Here is a 21,935-nt window from a genome sequence, read left to right as displayed (position 1 = left end):
CCTCTTCGCGTTGCCCGGAACGCATGGCGGTGAAGTCTCACCAAGGTCTCAACTCGGGCCGGTCGCTGCGGCGTTGAAGCGGCCGGCCCGAGGGGGAGCGGTGTGGTGGGGGAGGGTCAGCCGGTGCGGCGAAGGGCCTCGGAGAGGCGGCCCGCCGCGTCGATGACGGCCTGCGCGTGCATGCGGCCCGGGTGGCGCGTCAGGCGCTCGATCGGTCCGGAGACCGAGACCGCCGCCACGACACGGTTCGAGGGGCCGCGCACCGGCGCGGAGACGGACGCGACGCCCGGCTCCCGCTCACCGATCGACTGGGCCCAGCCACGGCGTCGTACGCCCGACAGGGCCGTCGCCGTGAAGCGGGCGCCCTGGAGGCCGCGGTGGAGGCGCTCGGGCTCCTCCCAGGCCATCAGGATCTGCGCCGACGAGCCCGCCTTCATCGTGAGCGTGGAGCCCACGGGGACGGTGTCCCTGAGGCCCGACAGGCGCTCGGCGGCCGCGACGCAGATGCGCATGTCGCCCTGCCGGCGATAGAGCTGCGCGCTCTCACCCGTCACGTCACGGAGGTGGGTGAGTACCGGGCCCGCCGTCGCGAGCAGGCGGTCCTCACCCGCCGCCGCGGCCAGCTCGGCCATGCGCGGGCCGAGGATGAATCGGCCCTGCATGTCACGCGCCACCATGCGGTGGTGTTCCAGTGCCACGGCGAGACGGTGTGCCGTGGGTCTTGCCAGTCCGGTCGCCGCGACCAGCCCCGCGAGGGTGGCCGGACCGGACTCCAGGGCGCTGAGAACAAGGGCCGCCTTGTCCAGAACGCCGACGCCGCTAGAGTTGTCCATGCGTCGATACTCGCGTCTCACTCTGTGAAACGCAAGTTCAATTTCCCGTGAAACTTGACACCCTGTACTTACGGCGGCCCGCAGACCAACGGGCCGGGACGTTCACGTCCGGTACGAGGGGTACGGACGTCGGCGACCACGATCTCTAGTTGGGCCGGCTCACGATGCCGGCCGGAGGGAAAGCGATGGGTAGGACACTCGCGGAGAAGGTCTGGGACGACCACGTCGTCCGGCGCGCCGAGGGCGAGCCCGACCTCCTCTTCATCGATCTGCACCTGCTGCACGAGGTGACCAGCCCGCAGGCCTTCGACGGCCTGCGTCAGACCGGTCGCCAGGTGCGGCGCCTCGACCTCACCATCGCGACCGAGGATCACAACACCCCGACCCTCGACATCGACAAGCCGATCGCGGACCCGGTCTCGCGCGCCCAGCTGGAGACGCTGCGCAAGAACTGTGCCGACTTCGGTGTGCGTCTGCACTCGCTGGGTGACGTCGAGCAGGGCGTCGTGCACGTCGTCGGCCCGCAGCTGGGCCTGACCCAGCCGGGCACCACGGTCGTCTGCGGCGACTCCCACACGTCCACGCACGGCGCGTTCGGCGCGCTGGCCTTCGGCATCGGCACCTCCCAGGTCGAGCACGTCCTGGCCACCCAGACGCTGCCGCTGGCCCGTCCCCGCACGATGGCCATCACCGTCGAGGGCGAGCTGCCCGACGCCGTCACCGCCAAGGACCTGATCCTCGCCATCATCGCGAAGATCGGTACGGGCGGCGGCCAGGGCTACATCCTGGAGTACCGCGGCTCCGCCATCGAGAAGCTCTCGATGGAAGCCCGCATGACCATCTGCAACATGTCGATCGAGGCCGGCGCCCGCGCGGGCATGATCGCCCCCGACGAGACCACCTTCGCCTACCTCGAGGGCCGCGCGCACGCCCCCAAGGGCGAGGACTGGGACGCCGCGGTGGCGTACTGGAAGACGCTGAAGTCGGACGACGACGCGGAATTCGACGCCGAGGTCGTCATCGACGCCGCCGCGCTGTCGCCGTTCGTCACCTGGGGCACCAACCCCGGCCAGGGCTCGCCCCTGTCGGCGCAGGTCCCCGACCCTGCTTCGTACGAGGACGCTTCGGAGCGCCTCGCCGCCGAAAAGGCCCTGGAATACATGGGGTTGACCGCCGGGCAGCCGCTGCGCGACATCAAGGTCGACACCGTCTTCGTAGGTTCGTGCACCAACGGCCGCATCGAGGACCTGCGCGCCGCCGCCGAGATCGTCGGGGGCCGCAAAGTCGCCGACGGCGTACGGATGCTGGTCGTTCCCGGATCCGCGCGGGTGGGTCTGCAGGCCGTCTCCGAGGGCCTGGACAAGGTCTTCAAGGAGGCCGGCGCCGAATGGCGGCACGCGGGCTGCTCGATGTGTCTGGGCATGAACCCCGACCAACTCGCCCCCGGCGAGCGCTCCGCGTCCACCTCGAACCGCAACTTCGAGGGACGGCAGGGCAAGGGCGGCCGTACGCACCTGGTCTCGCCCCAGGTCGCCGCCGCCACCGCCGTGCTTGGCCACCTGGCCTCTCCGGCCGACCTGTCCGACACTGACGCCCGTACGCCCGCTGGAGTCTGATCAGCCATGGAAGCATTCACCGCGCACACCGGCCGGGCCGTCCCGCTGCGCCGCAGCAACGTCGACACCGACCAGATCATCCCCGCTCACTGGCTCAAGAAGGTCACCAGGGACGGTTTTGAGGACGGGCTCTTCGAGGCCTGGCGCAAGGACCCCGAGTTCGTGCTGAACAAGGCCGAACGCGAGGGCGCCACGGTCCTGGTGGCAGGTCCCGACTTCGGCACCGGATCCTCCCGCGAGCACGCGGTGTGGGCGCTGCAGAACTACGGCTTCAAGGCCGTCGTCTCTTCGCGGTTCGCCGACATCTTCCGCGGCAACTCGCTCAAGAACGGCCTGCTCACGGTGGTGCTCGACCAGAAGGTCGTGGACGCGCTCCAGGATCTGGTGGAGAACGACCCCCAGGCCGAGATCACGGTCGACCTGGAGGCGCGTGAAGTACGGGCCGAGGGCATCACCGCCGCCTTCGAACTCGACGAGAACGCGCGCTGGCGGCTGCTGAACGGCCTGGACGACATCAGCATCACGCTCCAGAACGAGGGTGACATCGCGGAGTACGAGTCGAAGCGTCCCGCGTTCAAGCCTCAGACCGTGCAGATCTGAACTCTGCAAGGCTGATTCCGGCCATCGCAACAAGCCTCTGTACCCCCAATCGTGGACGGTTGGGGGTACAGCTGTGTCCGGCCCCGAACGGCTCGCCAAGTGCCGTTCCGGAGCTCTCAACTCCCCTCGTTTTCAAGGGTGTTCAGGGGGTACGCGTGTCTCGTGGCGCCCGAGCGCGTACGCCCCTCGAAGGGGCTCAGGAGGCCCGCCAGGGACGGCAGTTACCCCCTGCGGAGGCGACAACTCGCCCCAGATGGCACAATCTGTGCATGGAACACGACGGCCAACTCCAGCTGTATGCGGCGGTCGCGGACCAACTCAAGGAAGCGCACTCCAGGGTGCGCGCACTGCAAGTCCCGGAGGGCGTACGGATGGCGCTGACCCGGAAGCTGCTGGTCATTACGGCCGCGGCCAAGCACGATCTCGCCGATGCGGCAAGGCGACTGGACCGATTCATGGTGGACCTCGACGAGGGTCGATTCTCACAAGAGGACCACTGAGGAACTTCGCGACAGCCCGAGTTCGTTGCGGCACAAGGGTGATTAGCCCGTTTCGTGTTTGATTTGCGGTATATATCTGCCTAACGTGCGAAAAAGCCGGACCGGATACGTTCCGGCAATGTCTCCGAAGGGGAAGACGTGAACAAGGCGCAGCTCGTAGAAGCGATTGCCGACAAGGTCGGCGGCCGTCAGCAGGCCGCGGACGCCGTCGACGCGGTCCTGGACGCCATCGTCCGTGCCGTCGTCAGCGGGGACCGGGTCTCGGTCACCGGCTTCGGCTCGTTCGAGAAGGTCGACCGCCCCGCCCGCTACGCCCGTAACCCGCAGACGGGTGAGCGCGTACGGGTCAAGAAGACCTCCGTTCCGCGTTTCCGTGCCGGTCAGGGCTTCAAGGACCTCGTCGCGGGTTCGAAGAAGCTCCCGCGTGGTGGAGAGGTCGCGGTCAAGAAGGCGCCCAAGGGCAGCCTGACCGGCGGCGCCGCGGCGACGGTCAAGAAGGCCGCGGCCAAGAAGGCCACGACCGCCAAGAAGGCGACGGCGAAGAAGGCCACCGCCAAGAAGGTCACCGCCAAGAAGACGACGGCGAAGAAGACCACGGCGACGGCGAAGACGGCCACCGCCAAGAAGACCACCGCCACGGCGAAGAAGGCCGCCGCCAAGAAGGCCGCTCCGGCGAAGACCGCCGCGAAGAAGGCCACCGCGAAGAAGACGGCGCCCGCCAAGAAGGCCACGGCCAAGAAGGCGCCCGCCAAGAAGTCCACTGCGCGCAAGACGACCGCCAAGAAGACCACCACCGCCCGCAAGAAGTAAGGGCGACGGCCTCAAGGGCCCCTCACGCGCCGGGCCGGGCTCCCCTCGGGGAGCCCGGCCCGCGGTGTATTCGCGAAAGCCCGGTTCGGCGGCTCAGAGCGTCTGCAGCGTCACCAGCGTGATGCGCCGGGCCTCGCCCTCGCCCTCGACCTCGATACGGACCCGCTGCCCGGGGCGCAGCAGCCGGAGGCCGCCCGCGTCGAACGCCGGGCCGTCGAACGGCATGGGGGTGCCGTCGTCGAGCAGCACGCTGCCGGAGCGGGAGTCGGAGTCGTATGTGTACGCGGTCGCCTGCATGCAGGCAGCGTACTCAGTCCGGGATCAGCAGCCCGGCGGCCGCCCCCGCTGTGCGCGGGCCGACGCCGAGCGACAGTGCCACCCGCAGGTCCTCGCCGGTGTCCACGTCCTGGCGTACGGAGTCGACGCCCGTCAGCGGGAGTTCCACCGCGCCGGACGCGGCATGACGGGCGCGGGACGCGTCGCCGAATGCGGGACGCAATTCCGTACCGGAACCCGCACTGAGAAGTGTGGTCCCGATTCCCGCCGCATCGGGGAGAAATGCGCGGGGAAATAGCGCGGCCTCCGCGAGAACACGGGACAATTCCGCGGACCGCAGGGCCGGCAGATCGGCGTTGAGCGCCGCGACGGCCGCATCCGGGCGCCGGGCCCTCGCCGCCGCCGCACCGTGCGCCAGGGCGGCGTTCAGGCCCGCTCCCGGGGCATCGGGGACGATCAGGGCACCCAGGGCGGCCAGTTCCCTCCCGGCGAGCGCGTCGTCCGTGACTACCACCACATCCCGCACCCCGGCCGAGGCGGTCGCGGCGGCCACGGTGTCCTGCGCGAACGCCAGCGCGAGCCCGGGACGCACCCTGTCACCAGCGGTGGGCGCCAGCCTGCTCTTGGCCCGCACCAGGGGTTTCAGCGGTATCACGAGGGTCCACTGCACGTGAGGTCCGTCCCTTCGGGTCGCGCTCATTGTGGCCCGGCGCGTGAGGTGGGCATAAACGTGCGGGCGTACGGTGTTCTCGACAGACCGGCGGCCTGGGGCGACACTTGTGCGGCTGACCAGGTCCGAGAGGGCCTTCAAGGGTCCATAGAGGAAGGTGTCCGAGTGTCCCGCCGCAGAATCGGCTTCTGGTACCGCCTGGCGGCGGTCATCGCTAAACCGCCGCTCGTGGTTCTGATCAAGCGGGACTGGCGCGGAATGGAGAACATTCCGGCCGACGGGGGCTTTATCACCGCGGTGAACCACAATTCGCATCTGGACCCGTTCGCGTACGCGCACTTCCAGTACAACACCGGACGCGTTCCGCGATTCCTCGCCAAGCACGGGCTCTTCAAGAAGGGGTTCATCGGTGCCATCATGCGCGGCACCGGACAGATCCCCGTCTACCGCGAGACCACGAATGCGCTCAGCGCGTTCCGTGCCGCCATCGACGCCGTCGAGCGCGGGGAGTGCGTCGCCTTCTATCCCGAGGGCACCCTCACCCGCGATCCGGACCTGTGGCCCATGACCGCCAAGACGGGTGTCGCGCGCGTGGCACTGCAGACCAAGTGCCCCGTGATTCCTGTCGCCCAGTGGGGCGCCAACCTCGTGCTCGCGCCGTACGCGAAGAAGCCCGACCTGCTGCCGCGCAAGACGCACCACGTCCTCGCCGGACCGCCGGTCGAACTGGAGCGCTTCTACGACAAGGAGATGACCCCGGAACTCCTCAAGGAGGCCACCGAGGTCATCATGACGGCGATCACCGGCCTGCTCGGTGAACTGCGCGGCGAGCAGCCTCCGCAGCGGCGTTACGACCCCCGTGAGGCGCGCATCGCGCAGCGCCGCAAGGCCGCCGGGGCCAACACCCTTACGGAGCAGGCCGGTTCGCCCGCCATCGAGCTCGGAAGTCCTGAGGAGAGCAAGTGACCCCACCCGTCAAGGCGGCCGTCTTCGGAACCGGCTCCTGGGGTACGGCCTTCGCCATGGTGCTCGCCGACGCGGGGTGCGACGTCACCCTGTGGGCGCGCAGGCCCGAACTTGCCGAAGCGGTCAACTCCACGCGTACGAACCCCGATTACCTCCCCGGCGTCGAACTGCCCGGCAACATCAGGGCCACCACCGACGCGGCGGAGGCCGCGGACGGCGCCGAGTTCACGGTGCTCGCAGTGCCCTCGCAGACGCTGCGTGCCAACCTCGCCGAGTGGACGCCGCTGCTCGCGCCCGGCACGGTCCTCGTCTCCCTCATGAAGGGCGTCGAACTCGGCTCCGCCATGCGGATGAGCGAGGTCATCGAGGACGTCACCAAGGTCGGCGAGGACCGCATCGCGATCGTCACGGGCCCCAACCTCGCCCGCGAGATCGCCGCCCGGATGCCCGCCGCCGCCGTCGTCGCCTGCCGCGACGAATCGGTTGCGCAGCGCCTGCAGACCGCCTGCCACACGCCGTACTTCCGGCCGTACACGAACACCGACGTGATCGGCTGCGAGCTCGGCGGAGCCGTGAAGAACGTCATCGGGCTCGCCGTCGGCATCGCCGACGGCATGGGCCTCGGCGACAACGCGAAGGGCTCGCTCATCACGCGCGGTCTCGCCGAGACCACCCGGCTCGGCCTCGCGATGGGCGCCGACCCGCTCACCTTCTCCGGGCTCGCGGGCCTCGGCGACCTCGTCGCCACCTGCTCCTCGCCCCTGTCGCGCAACCACACCTTCGGCACGAACCTGGGCAAGGGCATGACCCTCCAGGAGACCATCGCGGTCACCAAGCAGACCGCCGAGGGCGTCAAGTCCTGCGAGTCGGTGCTCGACCTGGCGCGCCGGCACGGCGTCGACATGCCGATCACCGAAACCGTCGTCGGCATCGTGCACGAGGGGAAGCCGCCGGTCGTCGCCCTGAAGGAACTGATGTCACGCAGCGCCAAGCCCGAACGGCGCTGACGCGGGGCTCGCCGGACGCTGACTCCGCTGCTACCAGCAGGTACGCTCAACGCGATATGAGCAGCGAGAACCTTCCCCAGAGCAGCCGCCCGTCGGGCCAGAAGCCCCGTGTGGCCGTCGTCTTCGGCGGTCGCAGCTCCGAGCACGGCGTTTCCGTCGTCACCGCAGGCGCCGTGCTGCGGGCCATCGACCGCACCAAGTACGACGTGCTGCCGATCGGCATCACGCGGGAGGGCCGTTGGGCCCTGACGGCCGACGATCCCGAGCGGATGGCCATCACCGACCGCAAGGTGCCGGACGTCGCCGAGCTCGCCGAGTCCGCCGAGGGCGGCGTCGTGCTGCCCGTCGACCCGTCGAGCCGCGAGGTCGTCTACACGGAGCCCGGCTCCGTGCCCAAGGTCCTCGGCGACGTCGACGTCGTGTTCCCCGTCCTGCACGGCCCGTACGGCGAGGACGGCACCATCCAGGGCCTGCTCGACCTGTCCGGGACGCCGTACGTCGGCTGTGGCGTCCTGTCCTCGGCCGTCGGCCAGGACAAGGACTACATGAAGCGGGTGTTCACCTCGTTCGGGCTGAAGGTCGGCCCCTACCTGGTGATCCGGCCACGCGAGTGGGTGAGCGACCGGGAAGGCGCGCGGCGCCGCATCGCGGACTTCGTCGGCGAGCAGGGCTGGCCGCTGTTCATCAAGCCCGCGCGCGCGGGTTCGTCGATCGGCATCACCAAGGTCGAATCCTTCGAGGGCCTCGACGAGGCGATCGAGGAGGCCCGCAGTCACGACCCGAAGATCATCGTGGAGGCGGCGCTCGTCGGCCGCGAGATCGAGTGCGGAGTCCTGGAGTTCGAGGACGGGCCGCGCGCGAGCGTGCCGGCCGAGATCCCGCCGGTCCAGGCCCACGACTTCTACGACTTCGAGGCCAAGTACATCGACTCGGCGTCCGGCATCGTGCCCGCGCCGCTCACCGACGAGCAGACGGCCGAGGTGCAGCGGCTCGCGGTCGAGGCGTTCGACGCGGCGTCCTGCGAGGGCCTCGTGCGCGCCGACTTCTTCCTCACCGAGGACGGCGAGTTCGTGATCAACGAGATCAACACGCTGCCCGGCTTCACCCCGATCTCCATGTACCCGCGGATGTGGCAGGAGAGCGGCGTGAGCTACCAGGAGCTGGTGGACCGCCTCATCCAGGCGGCGCTGAACCGGTCGACGGGGCTGCGCTAGTCACGCAGCGATCCGATCCGTGCATGTCAGTCGGCGATCCCTTCGGGGATCGCCTTCTTGACGGGCCCGGCGAAGTCGACCAGGGGCGAGGCCCCCTCGGCGGCCAGCTCCTTGGGCAGGGTGACCTCCACATAGGCGACCCGCAGTGTCGTCGTGAGCACCTGCGTGCCGTCGTCCCGCTTCTCGTACGCCCAGCCCACGCCGTTCACCTTCACCGGCAGAGCCTGGGGGTCGTCCATCAGCGCGGGCCGTGCGACACCGCAGCGCAGTATGATCGCCGGATCTCCCCACCCCGCGGTCAGCTCGGACCGCGGAGAGGGGTCGTTCCTTCCGTGCCCGTCCACCGTGTCCGGAAGCCTCTTGTGCAGGTTCCGGCACAGGTCCGTGACCTTGGCGTCAGGGGTGGGAACCGCTGCGTGCGCCGTGTCGTCTGCTGAGGAGCAGCCCGAGACGGCGAGCAGCAGGGCCAGGGCGGGGAGCCCGGTGGCAAGGCGGGGCCGGTGACGGAAGAAGTTCACCGGCCAAGGTTAGACGGGGGCTACAAGTGCACGACCGGGCAGGTCAGGGTGCGGGTGATGCCGTCCACTTGCTGGACCTTGGCGACCACCATGCGGCCCAGCTCATCGACTGTGTCGGCCTGTGCGCGCACGATGACGTCGTAGGGACCTGTCACGTCCTCGGCCTGGATCACCCCCGGGATCTTGCCGATCAGCTCGGCTACGGTCGACGCCTTGCCGACTTCGGTCTGAATCAGGATGTACGCCTGTACCACGGAACCTCCAGGGCGGCCACGAGGATCATGTGGGGAGAAGAGACGCCACGGTATCGCGTCGCCGCTCGCCGCGGGGAGACCCGCGGTGACTGTGGCGTACACACTGCGACTGACGGAAGGCGGGCACCGGTCCACGGGACGGTTCCGCCGATGACAATGACCGTACCGATGACAGAGACGGCTCGCGACCGCAAGCGGACCGGGGCAGAAGGGGCAGTACGCGCATGAAGGGCACCGTCGGCGAGCTGGGCGAGTTCGGGCTCATCCGAGAGCTCACCTCCCGGCTCACCACCACCCCGGCCGTACGACTCGGCCCGGGCGACGACGCGGCCGTGGTGGCCGCGCCGGACCGCAGGGTCGTCGTGAGCACGGACATCCTCCTCGAAGGGCGGCACTTCCGCCGCGACTGGTCCACGGCCTACGACGTCGGGCGCAAGGCGGCCGCGCAGAACCTCGCGGACATCGCCGCGATGGGCGCCGTCCCGACCGCGCTTCTGCTCGGCCTCGTGGTCCCCGCCGAACTCCCCGCCAGCTGGCCGAACGAGCTGATGGACGGCCTGCGCGACGAGTGCCAGGTCGCGGGCGCCGCCGTCGTCGGAGGCGACGTCGTACGCGGCGACACCATCACCGTCGCGATCACCGCGCTCGGCGACATGCGCAACCACGAGCCGGTCACGCGCGCCGGCGCACAGCCCGGCGACGTCGTCGCGGTGACCGGCTGGCTCGGCTGGTCCGCGGCAGGGCACGCGGTCCTCTCGCGCGGCTTCCGCTCGCCCCGCGCCTTCGTCGAGGCCCATCGCCGGCCCGAGCCGCCGTACCACGCGGGCCCCGCGGCCGCCGGGCTCGGCGCCACCGCCATGTGCGACGTCAGCGACGGCCTCATCGCCGACCTGGGGCACATCGCGGAGGCCAGCAAGGTCCGGATCGACATCAAGTCCGGCAAGGTCGACGTGCCTTCGCAGATGAACGACATCGGGCAGGCCGTCGGCGTCGACCCGATCCAGTGGGTGCTGACCGGGGGAGAGGACCACGCGATCGTGGCCACGTTCCCGCCGGACGTGAAGCTGCCCGCCCGCTGGAAGGTGATCGGCGAGGTCCTCAACCCGTCGGCGCTGCCCCAGGTGACGGTCGACGGCGCCCCGTGGACGAACAAGGGCGGCTGGGACCACTTCGGGGACGTAGAGGGCTGACGGGCTCACCGGCCGCGTACCGCCGCGGCCGGTGCGTCCAGCAGGGCCGGGTAGTCCTTCAGGTCGAGCGCGGTCGCGGCCTTCTCCGTCAGGCGCTTGAAGAACCCGGCCATCAGGCGGGAGCTGAGCAGCCGGTACATCCGGTCGCGGCTGCGGATCTTCCGCTCGGTGGGCGGGGCGAAGAAGGGTCCCGCGTTGCCCGAGATCTTCTGGCAGCCCTTTGCGAAGTCCGCGATCTGCGCCTCGTAGGCGGCGAACGCGGTGCGGTGATCGCCGTCGGCCAGGGCCAGTTCACCCGCCAGGACGTACGCCCCGACGATCGCGACGCCGGTGCCCATGCCGCCCATCGTGGCGCCGTACCCGGCGTCGCCGAGCAGGACCACCCGGCCTTTGGTGAGCCGGTCGACGTGGATCTGCGCGATGGCGTCGAAGTACAGGTCGTCCGCGTCCTCCAGCGCCTTGAGGACCCGCGGCGCCTCCCAGCCCATCCCCGCGAACCGCTCCGCGAGGATCCGCTTCTGCTGATGCACGTCCCTGCGGTCGTGGTCGAGAGGCTCGGAGCGGAACACCAGGAGCGCGCCCGCGCGATCCGGGTCACCGTCGTAGTTGCTGACGGAGACCGCCCGGCCCGGGTCGCTGTACAGCCGGCCGGTGCGGTCGAGGCCCAGGTGGTTGGGGATGCCGAAGCCGGCCACGTAGTGGTCGAGGAACCGCAGATAGCGGGACTCGTCGCCGAACACGAGGCGTCGGGTGGGGGAGTGCAGTCCGTCGGCCGCCACGACGAGGTCGAAGCGGCGGGGTGCCGCGCGCTCGAAGGTGACGTCGACCCCGCGGTCGTCCTCGGTCAGGGTGGCGATCGAGTCACCGAAGACGTACTCCACGGTGTCCCTGCTGTGCTCGTACAGGATGTGGGCGAGGTCCCCGCGGAAGATCTCCACGTCGCCGCTCATCAGCTCCGCCGGCAGGTCGACGCGCGGGGTGCCGTCGGCGTCGACGACCGTCTGGCGGCCCATGCGGGTCTGGCGCGCGTGGATGTCGTCGTGGATGCCGAGGGCGGTCAGGACCGTGCGGTGCACCCAGCCGCGGAAGTCGACCGCGAATCCGCCCTCGCGCAGTGCGGCGGCCTTCTCGACGACGGTGACGCGGGCTCCGTGGAGGGACAGGGCGAGGGCGACGGCGGGGCCGGCGACGCTGGCGCCGGAGACCAGGACGTCGAGGTGGGACAGCCGGGTCGATGCGTACGGGGTGTGTGTGTTCTTCATGTCCCCGAGCCTCGCGGGCGCCCCTGACCACCCGCTTACCGTCGGCTGACCGCCGCTGACCGCATCGCCCGGCCCTCCTCGAAGGCCTTCTCGTACGTCTCCGGAGTGAGCGCCGCACGGACCCGCGCCTCTACGGGCGCGACGTCCGGGTCCCCGATGAGCGCGAGCCCGCGCAGGCCCGCACCGGCCCCGAGCAGCACCGCGGCCTCGCGCGGATCCCGCGCCACGGAGGCCAACGCCTCGGCCGTATCGGCCAGTTCGAGGGCGCGCGTGGGCCCGTCGCAGAGCGCGAGCCCCTGCTCGAACCAGGCGCGCGCCTCGTCGGGCCGTGACGCGGCGAGCGCGACGCGGCCCAGACCGATGAGGGTCCGCACGGTCTCGCCGACGCTGAACCAGTTCGCCGCGCACAGTTCGAGAGCCGCTTCGTAGTGCACGCGCGCGTGCTCCGTGTCCCCGCCGATCCGTGCCACATCGCCGAGCCCGCGCCGCGCGCTCGCCACCTTGTCGGGGACGGCCGCCGTGCGGGCCATCGCGGCCGACCGCGTGAAGTGGTCGGCCGCGTCCCGGAGTTGGCCCTGGTGGAGCAGGACACACGCGCGCCGGTGCAGCAGATCGGCGGTCTCCTCCGGGGCTTCGAGCGCGGCCACGTGCGCGAGACCCTCGTCAAGCAGCGCCAGAGCCCGCTCCCGGTCACCGCGCCAGTCCGCGAACATGCCCAGCGGATCAAGGCAGTTGGCCATGCCCCACCGGTCACCGGTCGCCCGGAAGCCGGCGAGCGCCCGCTCGAAATGCTCCTCCGACGTGACGGGGCGCCCCGCGAACCACTCCTGGAAGCCCAGGCCGACATCCAGCAGCGCGAGCCCCCAGGGCGCTTCACCGACCTGCCGGCGCACCCGCTCCTTCACGGCGTACTGCGGCCCGTACGCCACCGACCACAGGACCACCACGAACGGCCGCCGCAGCGCGTGGTCCCAGGATGCGAGCACGGCCTCCGCGCGGGCCAGGCGCAGCGGTTCGCGCGGGTCGTTCCCGTCGCCCGCGACCGTGTTGATCACGCACAGGACGTACTCCTCGGCAAGGTCCTCCGGCGGCTCGTCCCCGAGCGCCGCGAGCAGCTCGCGGGCCAGCGGCACATGCGCGCCGTGCAGCCCGCGCAGCCGCCAGAACCAGGACAGGTCCGCCATCAGCCGCAGCGCCGCGCGCGGGTCCGCGCGCACGAGATGACGCAGGGCCGCCGACAGGTTGTCCCGCTCGGCCCCGAGCGCGGCCAGCCGCGGCAGCTGCCCGCCGCCGCGCAGATACGGCTCAGCCTGCGCCGCCAGTCCGCGGAAGTACGCGGCGTGCGCGCCCCGCAGCCGCGACAGCTCGCCCTCGTCGGCCAGGTGCTCCGCGCAGAACGCTCGGATCGTCTGAAGCATCCGGTAGCGCCCGCCGGCCGCTTCCAGGAAGGACTTCTCCGTGAGCGAGGCCAGCAGGTCCTCCGGGTACGGCACCCCGCACACGGCCTCGACCGCGGCGAGCGTCGCGCCCCCGGACGACCCTCCGGCGAACACGGCCATCCGCCGCGCGAGATCCCGCTCCTCCTCGTCGAGCAGCTCCCAGCTCCACTCGACGACCGCGCGCAGCGTGCGGTGCCGGGGCGCCTTGGTGCGGTCGCCGCGGGACAGCAGACGGAAGCGGTCGCCCAAGCGGTCGGCGAGCTCGTCGACGGTGAGCGTGCGCAGCCTGGCCGCGGCGAGTTCGATCGCCAGCGGCAGCCCGTCGAGGGCCTCGCAGATCCCGTGAACGGCCTCCACGCGCGCGTGCAGATCGGCATCGGGCCGTACGGCGGCGGCCCGGTCCATGAACAGACGCGCCGCGGGGCCGGCCGCGAGCGGTGGCACCGGGCACAGCGCCTCACCGGTGATGCCGAGCGCCTCCCGGCTCGTGGCGAGGATCCGCAGCCCGGGACACGCGCCGAGCAGCACGCCGGCGGTCCGGGCCGCGTCGTCGACGAGGTGCTCGCAGTTGTCGAGCACGAGCAGCACCTCGCGCCCCTCCAGCGCGTCGATCAGTCGCTCGACCGGATCTCCCTGGGGCCCCCGGAACCCCTCACGCACCCCGAGCGCCGCGAGCAGCGCGTACGGCACCTGCTCCCCGCCGGCGAGAGGCGCCAGCTCGGCCCAGCACACGTCGGCCCTGTCCCGCGCGGCCTCGGCCGCGAGCCGGGTCTTGCCCGCCCCGCCCGGACCCGTGAGCGTCACGAGCCGCGCCCCGGCGAGCAGGGCGTCGATCCGTGAGAGCTCGTCGGTCCGTCCCACGAACCGGGTCAACTGCGCCGGAACGCCCCGCCCGCGCGCGGGTTCCCGCCCCCGCAGGAGTTCCAGGTGCAGCGCCGAGAGCTCCGCCGAAGGATCGGCCCCCAGCTCGTCGGCGAGGACGCGCCGCACCTCCTCGTACACGGCGAGCGCCTCGGCGGGCCGCCCGTCGGCGTGGAGGGCGCGCATCAGCTGACCGTAGAGGCGTTCGCTGAGGGGGTGGGCGGCGATCAGCCCCCGGAGTTCGGGGACGAGACCGCCACCCGAGCCGAGCGCGAGTTCCGCCTCTATGCGGGTCTGGGCGGCGGTGAGCCTGATCTCGTCGAGACGGCTGCCGAAGGCGGCAGGCAGGTCGGCGAGCGCGGGGCCGCGCCAGAGCCCGACCGCCTCCTCGAGGAGTGCGGACGCCTGGGAAGGGTCCCCGGCCGTGAGCGCCCGCTCGCCCTCGGCGGCCAGCCGCTCGAAACGGTGCACGTCCACGTCGTCCGGGCCGACGGCCAGCCGGTAGCCCGCCGGAGTGGCCTCGATGTCGAGGGAGAGTCGCTTGCGCAGCCGTGAGACCTGCGACTGCAGCGCGTTCGCGGCGCCGGCCGGTGGCTCGTCCCCGTACAGGCCGTCGATCAGGCGCTCCGCCGGGACGGTCCGGCCCGCCTCCAGGAGCAGCAGCGTCAGCAACGCCCGCGGGCGCGGACCGCCGGGGTCCAACGGGGTGCCGTCGGGGGCGCGTACGTCGAGGGGACCGAGGATGCCGAAGCGCATTGGTCAGATTGTGGCAGGGGTTACGGGGAGCATCCCGGGTCTGTGCCCGTGGGACTCTTCCGGCATGAAAACGTCATGAAACAGCCGAAATTGGCGTGAAGACGGCATGGGAACGGCAAGAGGACGGCATGAAGACGGCATGAAGACGGCATAAAAAAGGACCGGCCCCCGAGGGGACCGGTCCTTCAAGCAACCAGCTAGGTGGCCGCGCTACGCGTTACGTCAGCGCGAGACCTTGCCGGCCTTGATGCACGAGGTGCAGACGTTGAGCCGCTTCGGCGTCCGCCCGACCACTGCACGCACACGCTGGATGTTCGGGTTCCAGCGACGGGACGTACGGCGGTGCGAGTGCGAAATGTTGTTGCCGAAGCTCGGCCCCTTGCCGCAGACGTCGCAGTTGGCAGCCACGGGTCACTCCAAGACTTCAGATGCACTTACGGTTGATCCCGGCATGCCGGGATCGGATCGGAGGATCTGAGTGGCGGTGCCAGGGGAAGGCCCGATGGGTATCGAGCAACCGGAGCAGCATACAACGGCTGCTTCGGTAGAACGAAACTACCATGGTTGCCCCGGTTGCCGTCCCGGGCCCTCTTCCGGAGGGACCCCCTCCGGGGTCTACGCTGCGATGCCAGTTCGGCTGCTCTAGGAGGCGCAGGTGCCGCAGGTGCTCGACGTCCACGCGGTGCGCGCCTGGTGCGCACTGGCCCTGGAGGCGCTCGGGCGGGACCGCGAGGAGATCGACGCGATCAACGTCTATCCCGTCGCGGACGGGGACACAGGCACCAATCTGTACCTGACCGTCGAGTCCGCGGTACAGGCGGTGGAAGCGGTCTTCACGGGCCTCGAACCCGCACCGCCCGCGCTGCCCGACGTCGTCCACGCGATGGCTCACGGAGCCCTGATAGGGGCCCGCGGAAACTCCGGAACGATCCTCGCGCAGCTCCTTCGCGGCATGGCCCAGGTCCTCGCGCGCGACGCCGACGGTGAGGCGGATCACAGCGAAAGTGCGGTGGGGGACACCCTGCGGCGCGCACTGCGCCGGGCCGCCGAGTCGGCCCGGGAGGCGGTCGCGCACCCTGTGGAGGGCACGGTCCTGACGGTGGCAGCCGCCGCTGCCGACGCCGCCGACGGTCACTCCGGAGACTGCGGTGACGTGGCCCGCGCCGCGTACGACGGTGCCCGTGCCGCGCTCGACGCGACGCCGGGACAGCTCGCGGTCCTGGGGCGCGCGGGTGTCGTGGACGCGGGCGGGCGCGGGCTCGTGGCCGTACTCGGTGCGCTGACGGAGGCGCTCTCGGGCGACCCGGTGCCACCTCCGGGCGGCCGGGGCGTGCACCACGCGCGCGTGGCCGCCGACCAGTCGCTGGACTGCGCGGACGGCGAAGGGCCCGCCTTCGAGGTCATCTACCTCCTGGAGGCCGACGACCAGGCCGTGGCGCGGCTGCGGACCCGGCTCGACGGCCTCGGCGACTCCCTCGTGGTCGTCGGCGGCGACGGACTGTGGAACGTCCACGTGCACGTCGACGACGCGGGCGCCGCCGTCGAAGCGGGCGTCGAGGCCGGCCGCCCGTACCGCATCCGCATCACGCACTTCGCCGCCGGCGACGCCCATACGACGCACCCCGCGTCCGGCTCCGCGCCGACCGGGGAGCGCGCCCAGCGCGCGATCGTCGCCGTGGTCCCCGGGGAGGGGCTCGCCGGTCTGTACAGCGAGGCGGGCGCCACCGTCGTACCCGAGCGGCCCGGCGAGGTGCCCGGCAGCGGGGAACTGGTCGAGGCGATCCGGCGGGCGCACGCGCGCGAAGTGGTGCTCCTGCCGAACGACGCCGAACTGCGCCACACCGCCGCGGCAGCGGCCGAGCAGGCCCGCACCGAAGGCGTGCGGGTCGCCCTCATCCCCACCCGGTCCGCGATCCAGGGCATCGCCGCGCTCGCCGTCCACGAGAAGGAGCGGCGCTTCGACGAGGACGTCGTCGCGATGACGTCGGCGGCCGGCGCGACCCGCTACGCCGAACTGGCCGTCGCCGAGCGGCAGTCGTGGACGATGGCCGGCATCTGCCAGGCCGGGGACTTCCTCGGCCTCATCGACGGGGACGTCGCCGTGATCGGCGAAGAGGTGACGCGGACGGCCCGTACGACCCTCGACAGGATGCTGGCCGCGGGCGGCGAGATGGTCACCCTCGTGCTCGGCGACGAGGTGCCCGACGGGGTCGCCGACCGGCTCGAACGGCACGTACGCGAGACGTACCTGGCCGTCGACACCGTGGTCTACCGAGGCGGGCGGAACTCGGCGCTCATGCTCATCGGCGTGGAGTGAGAGCGTCCGGGAAGTGGAGCCCGCGAAGCCGCGGGCTCCACTTCCCGGGCGCTATGGGCACACCTGTCGACCAGTCTGAGAATCAAGAACCAGTGGCGTGGTGTGCAGTGACTCCGCCGTTGCGTGGACGCGATGGCTTCTCACTTGTCCGCTGATGCGGATGCATGACGGACAAGCCCTGCCCGGTGCCCGAAAGGCACGCTGCGACTCGAGTACCTTGCCGACGCTCCCGGATTTCGGGATCGAGAGCCGCCGATGTCAGAGCCATGGTGTGAAATGAATTCCGTGCCCGCGCTCGAAGAACCGCTGAAGAAAGCGCTCGGTCCCGCCACCGCGAAGGTGATGGCCGAGCACCTGGACCTGCACACGGTCGGTGACCTGCTCCACCACTATCCGCGCAGATACGCGGAGCGCGGCGAGCTCACCCGCCTCGCCGACCTGCCCCTCGACGAGCACGTCACCGTGGTCGCCCAGGTCGCGAGCGCCCGCATCCTGAAGTTCAACGGTGGCACCGGCCAGCGCCTCGAAGTGACCATCACGGACGGCAGCGGCCAGCTCCAGCTGGTCTTCTTCGGCCGTGGCATCCACAAGCCGCACAAGGACCTCCTGCCCGGCACGCGCGCGATGTTCGCGGGCAAGGCCTCCGTCTTCAACCGCAAGATGCAGCTCGCGCACCCGGCGTACGAGCTGCTGCGGGCCGACGCTCTGGACGCCGGCGAGGCCGATGAGGCCATCGGCTCCTGGGCCGGCGCCCTCATCCCGCTCTATCCGGCCACCGCCAAGCTGGAGTCGTGGAAGATCGCCAAGGCCGTCGACATGGTGCTGCCCAGCGCCCAGGAGGCCCTCGACCCCCTGCCGGACTCGCTGCGTGAGGGCCGCGGCCTCGTCCCGCTGCCCGAAGCGCTCCTGAAGGTCCACCGGCCCCACACGAAGGCGGACATCGCCGACGCCCGCGCCCGCCTCAAGTGGGACGAGGCGTTCGTCCTCCAAGTCGCCCTCGCCAGGCGGAGGTTCGCCGACGCGCAGCTGCCCGCCGTGGCCCGCGTCCCCCGCCCCGACGGCCTGCTCACGGCGTTCGACGCGAAGCTCCCCTTCACCCTCACCGACGGCCAGCAGAAGGTCTCCAAGGAGATCTTCGACGGCCTCGCCACCGAGCACCCGATGCACCGCCTGCTCCAGGGAGAGGTCGGTTCCGGGAAAACGATGGTCGCGCTGCGCGCCATGCTCGCCGTCGTCGACGCGGGCGGGCAGGCCGCGATGCTCGCGCCGACCGAGGTCCTCGCCCAGCAGCACCACCGCTCCATCACCGAGATGATGGGCGAACTCGCCGAGGGCGGGATGCTCGGGGGCGCCGAGCACTCCACCAAGGTCGTTCTGCTCACCGGCTCCATGGGCGTCGCGGCCCGCCGCCAGGCCCTTCTCGACCTCGTCACGGGCGACGCGGGCATCGTCATCGGGACGCACGCCCTGATCGAGGACAAGGTCCAGTTCCACGACCTGGGACTGGTCGTCGTCGACGAGCAGCACCGCTTCGGTGTCGAGCAGCGCGACGCCCTGCGCGGCAAGGGCAAGCAGCCCCCGCACCTGCTGGTCATGACGGCCACCCCCATTCCCCGTACGGTCGCGATGACGGTCTTCGGTGACCTGGAGACCTCCGTTCTCGATCAGCTGCCCGCCGGGCGCTCGCCGATCGCCACCCACGTCGTGCCCGCCGCCGACAAGCCGCACTTCCTCGCGCGCGCCTGGGAGCGCGTACGCGAGGAAGTGGAGAACGGGCATCAGGCGTACGTCGTCTGCCCCCGCATCGGCGACGAGGAGGAGCAGAGCAAGAACGGCAAGGGCGGCAAGGGGGGCAAGGGGGCCAAGAACGAGTCCGCCGAGGACGCGGCCGAGAAGCGGCCTCCGCTCGCCGTCCTGGACGTCGCCGAGGAGCTGGCCCACGGCGCCCTGCGCGGGCTGAAGGTGGAGGTTCTGCACGGCAGGATGCAGCCCGACGACAAGGACGCCGTGATGCGACGCTTCGCCGCGGGCGAGACGGACGTCCTGGTCGCGACCACGGTCATCGAGGTCGGTGTGAACGTGCCGAACGCCACAGCCATGGTGATCATGGACGCCGACCGCTTCGGCGTCTCCCAGCTCCATCAGCTGCGCGGCCGCGTCGGCCGTGGCTCGGCGGCGGGCCTGTGTCTTCTGGTCAGCGAGATGCCGGAGGCCAGCCCCGCCCGCGCCCGTCTCGGCGCCGTCGCCGCCACGCTCGACGGGTTCGAGCTCTCCCGTATCGACCTGGAGCAGCGCCGCGAGGGCGATGTTCTCGGCCAGGCCCAGTCCGGGGTGCGCTCGTCCCTGCGCATGCTCGCCGTCATCGAGGACGAGGAGATCATCGCCGAGGCCCGCCAGGAGGCGACGGCCGTCGTCGCCGCCGACCCCGACCTGGAGCACCTGCCGGGCCTGCGCACGGCCCTGGACGCGCTCCTGGACGAGGAGCGCGAGCAGTACCTCGACAAGGGCTGACAAACTGGAGGTCCCCGCACGTCCCTTCAGCCCCTTCTCCACTAGGACTCAGATGACCCGCGTGATCGCCGGCCGGGCCGGCGGACGTCGCCTGTCCGTCCCGCCGGGCAACGGCACCCGCCCCACGTCCGACCGGGCGCGCGAAGCCCTCTTCTCCACCTGGCAGTCACTGCTCGGCGGCCCGCTGGACGGCGAGCGCGTGCTGGACCTGTACGGCGGCTCGGGCGCCGTGGGCCTGGAGGCGCTGTCGCGCGGCGCGGGGCACGCGCTCCTGGTGGAGGCCGACGCCCGCGCGGTCCGCACCATCCGCGAGAACGTGAAGTCCCTCGGGCTCCCCGGCGCCGAGGTCAGAGCGGGCAAAGCCGAACAGATCGTCCGGGGTCCGGCCCCCGCCACCCCGTACGACCTGGTCTTTCTCGACCCTCCGTATGCCGTCCCGGACGACGATCTTCGGGAGATTCTGCTCACACTCGCCTCTGGGGGCTGGCTCGCGGACGATGCGCTCGTCACCGTGGAGCGAAGCACCAGGGGCGGTGTTTTCCCGTGGCCGGACGGATTTGAGGCACTGAGGTCCCGTCGCTACGGCGAGGGAACGTTTTGGTACGGTCGCGCCGCCCTGAAGAGCACCGTCACGTGCGAGGAAGCACCGTGACCGGACCGGAGAGCGAGGGACTCGCGTTGCGCCGCGCCGTCTGTCCGGGGTCGTTCGACCCCATCACCAATGGCCACCTCGACATCATCGGCCGAGCGTCGAAGCTGTACGACGTCGTGCACGTCGCGGTGATGATCAACCAGTCGAAGAAGGGCCTCTTCGAGATCGAGGAGCGGATCGAGCTGATCCGCGAGGTCACCGCCGAGTTCGGCAACGTCGAGGTCGAGTCGTTCCACGGACTGCTCGTCGACTTCTGTAAGCAGCGCGACATCCCGGCCATCGTGAAGGGCCTGCGCGCCGTCAGCGACTTCGACTACGAACTGCAGATGGCCCAGATGAACAACGGCCTCACGGGCGTGGAGACCCTCTTCGTCCCCACCAACCCGACGTACAGCTTCCTCTCCTCGTCCCTGGTGAAGGAGGTCGCGGCCTGGGGCGGCGACGTCTCCCACCTGGTGCCGCCGGCGGTCTTCGAGGCGCTCACCCAGCGCCTCCCCAAGAAGTGACATCCGGGCGCCAGTTGGCCGTACAGTCGTTCCGTCCGTCTCCAACACCCCTGTAGAGAGTGGCGAGCACACGGTGGACGTGCAGAAGAAGATCGACGAGATCGTCGCCGCGGTCGGCAATGCCCGGTCCATGCCCATGTCGGCCTCGTGTGTGGTCAATCGCGCCGACCTGCTCGCGATGCTCGAAGAGGTGCGCCAGGCCCTGCCCGGCTCCCTCGCGCAGGCCGAGGAGCTGATCGGCGGACGCGCGCAGATGGTCGAGCAGGCCCGCCAGGAGGCCGAGCGGATCATCGAGACGGCGCACGCCGAGCGCGGTTCGCTGATCTCCGACACCGAGGTCGCGCGCCGCTCCCAGGACGAAGGGGAACGGATCCTCGCCGAGGCCCGCAAGGAGGCCGAGGAGATCCGCGCGGAGGCCGACGACTACGTCGACTCCAAGCTCGCCAACTTCGAGGTCGTCCTCACCAAGACCCTCGGCTCCGTGGGCCGAGGCCGCGAGAAGCTCCTCGGCACCGGCCCGGGCGTCGACGACCAGGGCTACGAGGACGAGGACGCCCCCGAGCGCAGCCACGACCCCGAGACCCTGCGCCGCGACGCCGACTCGTACGTCGACGTGAAGCTCGGCGCCTTCGAGGCGGTCCTCGCCAAGACCCTGGAGGCGGTCGGCCGCGGCCGGCACACGCTCCAGGGCCGGGTCGCCAGCGACGAGCTCGGCACCCTCGGCGACGGCACGGGCGCCCAGCACACCAGTGACGCCGACTACCTCGCCGGTCTCGCGGAGATCGGCAGCGTCCCCGCGGAGCCGGACCGGGAGATCCCCCAGGCCCCGCAGATCCCGGCCCAGCAGCCGGTGTACGCCCAGCAGCAGGACCCGCAGCAGGACGTGTACGCCTACCAGCAGCAGCCCTACGGCCAGCAGGATCCGTACGCGGTGTACCAGCAGGACCCGTACGCGTACCAGCAGCAGCAGGACCTGTACGCCTACCAGCAGCACCAGCAGCAGGGCTACGACCAGGCCCAGGCGGGCTATGCGCAGCCGCAGGCGGCGCACGAGCCGGCGGCGCTCGACGAGACCAGCCTCTTCGACACGAGCATGATCAGCACGGAGCAGCTGAGGCAGTACGAACAGGGGCGCTGACTCCGGATTGGGCCGTGAGCGAAAGGTCCAGTATCCTGG

Annotated in this window: 21 protein-coding genes; 13 read left to right on the top strand and 8 right to left on the bottom strand. The window is 71.0% G+C overall.

The window, feature by feature from the left end; translation table 11 throughout:
* Positions 1-116: 116 nt before the first annotated feature.
* Complete coding sequence (gene ndgR / locus OG456_RS10865; RefSeq protein WP_100595026.1) at positions 117-833, bottom strand: IclR family transcriptional regulator NdgR; 717 nt, start codon at positions 831-833, stop codon at positions 117-119.
* Between the two features lie 185 nt (positions 834-1,018).
* Here ndgR and leuC point away from each other — a divergent pair, with 185 nt between their 5' ends.
* From leuC to OG456_RS10845, 4 genes are all read left to right on the top strand, one after another.
* Positions 1,019-2,449 (top strand): 3-isopropylmalate dehydratase large subunit, encoded by a 1,431-nt coding sequence (gene leuC / locus OG456_RS10860; RefSeq protein ID WP_266559659.1) that lies wholly within the window; start codon positions 1,019-1,021, stop codon positions 2,447-2,449.
* A gap of 6 nt (positions 2,450-2,455) precedes the next feature.
* Positions 2,456-3,049: a 3-isopropylmalate dehydratase small subunit gene (leuD, locus tag OG456_RS10855; protein ID WP_266559658.1), complete on the top strand. Its 594-nt coding sequence runs from the start codon at positions 2,456-2,458 to the stop codon at positions 3,047-3,049.
* Positions 3,050-3,318: 269 nt separating this feature from the next.
* Complete coding sequence (locus OG456_RS10850) at positions 3,319-3,549, top strand: hypothetical protein (RefSeq protein ID WP_266559656.1); 231 nt, start codon at positions 3,319-3,321, stop codon at positions 3,547-3,549.
* Between the two features lie 138 nt (positions 3,550-3,687).
* Positions 3,688-4,359 carry an HU family DNA-binding protein gene (locus tag OG456_RS10845; protein ID WP_266559654.1) on the top strand — a complete coding sequence of 224 codons (672 nt, stop codon included), beginning with the start codon at positions 3,688-3,690 and terminating at the stop codon, positions 4,357-4,359.
* Between the two features lie 93 nt (positions 4,360-4,452).
* Here the strand turns inward: OG456_RS10845 and OG456_RS10840 are convergent, their stop codons facing one another.
* On the bottom strand, positions 4,453-4,656 hold the full coding sequence (locus OG456_RS10840; protein ID WP_266559652.1) for a hypothetical protein: 204 nt from the start codon (positions 4,654-4,656) through the stop codon (positions 4,453-4,455).
* Positions 4,657-4,669: 13 nt separating this feature from the next.
* Entirely contained in the window at positions 4,670-5,305 is a 636-nt protein-coding gene (gene cofC / locus OG456_RS10835; protein ID WP_266559645.1) for a 2-phospho-L-lactate guanylyltransferase, read from the bottom strand.
* Positions 5,306-5,470: 165 nt separating this feature from the next.
* Between cofC and OG456_RS10830 the strand changes: the two genes are divergently transcribed.
* From OG456_RS10830 to OG456_RS10820, 3 genes are read left to right on the top strand one after another with little or no spacing between them, the layout of a single operon-like run.
* Positions 5,471-6,271 carry a 1-acyl-sn-glycerol-3-phosphate acyltransferase gene (locus tag OG456_RS10830; protein WP_266559643.1) on the top strand — a complete coding sequence of 267 codons (801 nt, stop codon included), beginning with the start codon at positions 5,471-5,473 and terminating at the stop codon, positions 6,269-6,271.
* Positions 6,268-7,278 carry an NAD(P)H-dependent glycerol-3-phosphate dehydrogenase gene (locus tag OG456_RS10825; RefSeq protein ID WP_266559641.1) on the top strand — a complete coding sequence of 337 codons (1,011 nt, stop codon included), beginning with the start codon at positions 6,268-6,270 and terminating at the stop codon, positions 7,276-7,278. Before OG456_RS10830 ends, OG456_RS10825 begins: the two co-directional genes overlap by 4 nt.
* A gap of 56 nt (positions 7,279-7,334) precedes the next feature.
* Positions 7,335-8,492 (top strand): D-alanine--D-alanine ligase family protein, encoded by a 1,158-nt coding sequence (locus OG456_RS10820; protein ID WP_266559640.1) that lies wholly within the window; start codon positions 7,335-7,337, stop codon positions 8,490-8,492.
* 26 nt (positions 8,493-8,518) lie between these two features.
* Here OG456_RS10820 and OG456_RS10815 read toward each other — a convergent pair whose 3' ends face one another.
* Together OG456_RS10815 and OG456_RS10810 are read right to left on the bottom strand one after the other, a co-directional pair.
* Positions 8,519-9,010, bottom strand: a complete 492-nt coding sequence (locus OG456_RS10815) for a DUF3515 domain-containing protein (protein ID WP_266559633.1) — start codon at positions 9,008-9,010, stop codon at positions 8,519-8,521.
* A gap of 20 nt (positions 9,011-9,030) precedes the next feature.
* Positions 9,031-9,264 (bottom strand): Lrp/AsnC family transcriptional regulator, encoded by a 234-nt coding sequence (locus OG456_RS10810; RefSeq protein WP_016642988.1) that lies wholly within the window; start codon positions 9,262-9,264, stop codon positions 9,031-9,033.
* A 224-nt stretch (positions 9,265-9,488) separates the two neighbouring features.
* Between OG456_RS10810 and OG456_RS10805 the strand changes: the two genes are divergently transcribed.
* Positions 9,489-10,454: a thiamine-phosphate kinase gene (locus OG456_RS10805; RefSeq protein WP_266559630.1), complete on the top strand. Its 966-nt coding sequence runs from the start codon at positions 9,489-9,491 to the stop codon at positions 10,452-10,454.
* Between the two features lie 5 nt (positions 10,455-10,459).
* Here OG456_RS10805 and OG456_RS10800 read toward each other — a convergent pair whose 3' ends face one another.
* From OG456_RS10800 to rpmB, 3 genes are all read right to left on the bottom strand, one after another.
* Positions 10,460-11,716 carry an FAD-dependent monooxygenase gene (locus OG456_RS10800; protein ID WP_266559628.1) on the bottom strand — a complete coding sequence of 419 codons (1,257 nt, stop codon included), beginning with the start codon at positions 11,714-11,716 and terminating at the stop codon, positions 10,460-10,462.
* Between the two features lie 35 nt (positions 11,717-11,751).
* Complete coding sequence (locus OG456_RS10795) at positions 11,752-14,772, bottom strand: BTAD domain-containing putative transcriptional regulator (RefSeq protein ID WP_266559627.1); 3,021 nt, start codon at positions 14,770-14,772, stop codon at positions 11,752-11,754.
* A gap of 222 nt (positions 14,773-14,994) precedes the next feature.
* The gene (gene rpmB, locus OG456_RS10790) at positions 14,995-15,180 is read right to left on the bottom strand and encodes a 50S ribosomal protein L28 (protein ID WP_003951095.1); all 186 of its coding nucleotides are present in this window, start codon (positions 15,178-15,180) and stop codon (positions 14,995-14,997) included.
* A 247-nt stretch (positions 15,181-15,427) separates the two neighbouring features.
* On the opposite strand from rpmB, the gene OG456_RS10785 reads away from it, so the two are divergent.
* From OG456_RS10785 to OG456_RS10765, 5 genes are all read left to right on the top strand, one after another.
* Entirely contained in the window at positions 15,428-17,089 is a 1,662-nt protein-coding gene (locus OG456_RS10785) for a DAK2 domain-containing protein (RefSeq protein WP_266559621.1), read from the top strand.
* 276 nt (positions 17,090-17,365) lie between these two features.
* Positions 17,366-19,600 (top strand): ATP-dependent DNA helicase RecG, encoded by a 2,235-nt coding sequence (recG, locus tag OG456_RS10780; protein ID WP_266559619.1) that lies wholly within the window; start codon positions 17,366-17,368, stop codon positions 19,598-19,600.
* 52 nt (positions 19,601-19,652) lie between these two features.
* Positions 19,653-20,252: a 16S rRNA (guanine(966)-N(2))-methyltransferase RsmD gene (rsmD, locus tag OG456_RS10775; RefSeq protein WP_266559617.1), complete on the top strand. Its 600-nt coding sequence runs from the start codon at positions 19,653-19,655 to the stop codon at positions 20,250-20,252.
* Between the two features lie 26 nt (positions 20,253-20,278).
* Positions 20,279-20,758, top strand: coding sequence for a pantetheine-phosphate adenylyltransferase (gene coaD, locus OG456_RS10770; protein ID WP_227300596.1), 480 nt, complete (start codon positions 20,279-20,281; stop codon positions 20,756-20,758).
* Between the two features lie 73 nt (positions 20,759-20,831).
* A complete protein-coding gene (locus tag OG456_RS10765) occupies positions 20,832-21,896 on the top strand; it encodes an ATP synthase F0 subunit B (protein ID WP_266559615.1) in 1,065 nt (354 codons plus the stop codon).
* Positions 21,897-21,935: the final 39 nt, after the last annotated feature.

The sequence above is a fragment of the Streptomyces sp. NBC_01446 genome (assembly GCF_026340095.1).
In the GTDB taxonomy this organism is placed as follows: domain Bacteria; phylum Actinomycetota; class Actinomycetes; order Streptomycetales; family Streptomycetaceae; genus Streptomyces; species Streptomyces aureus.
Note: the sequence above shows the minus strand (reverse complement) of the source record. Positions and strands in the feature narration are given on the sequence as shown.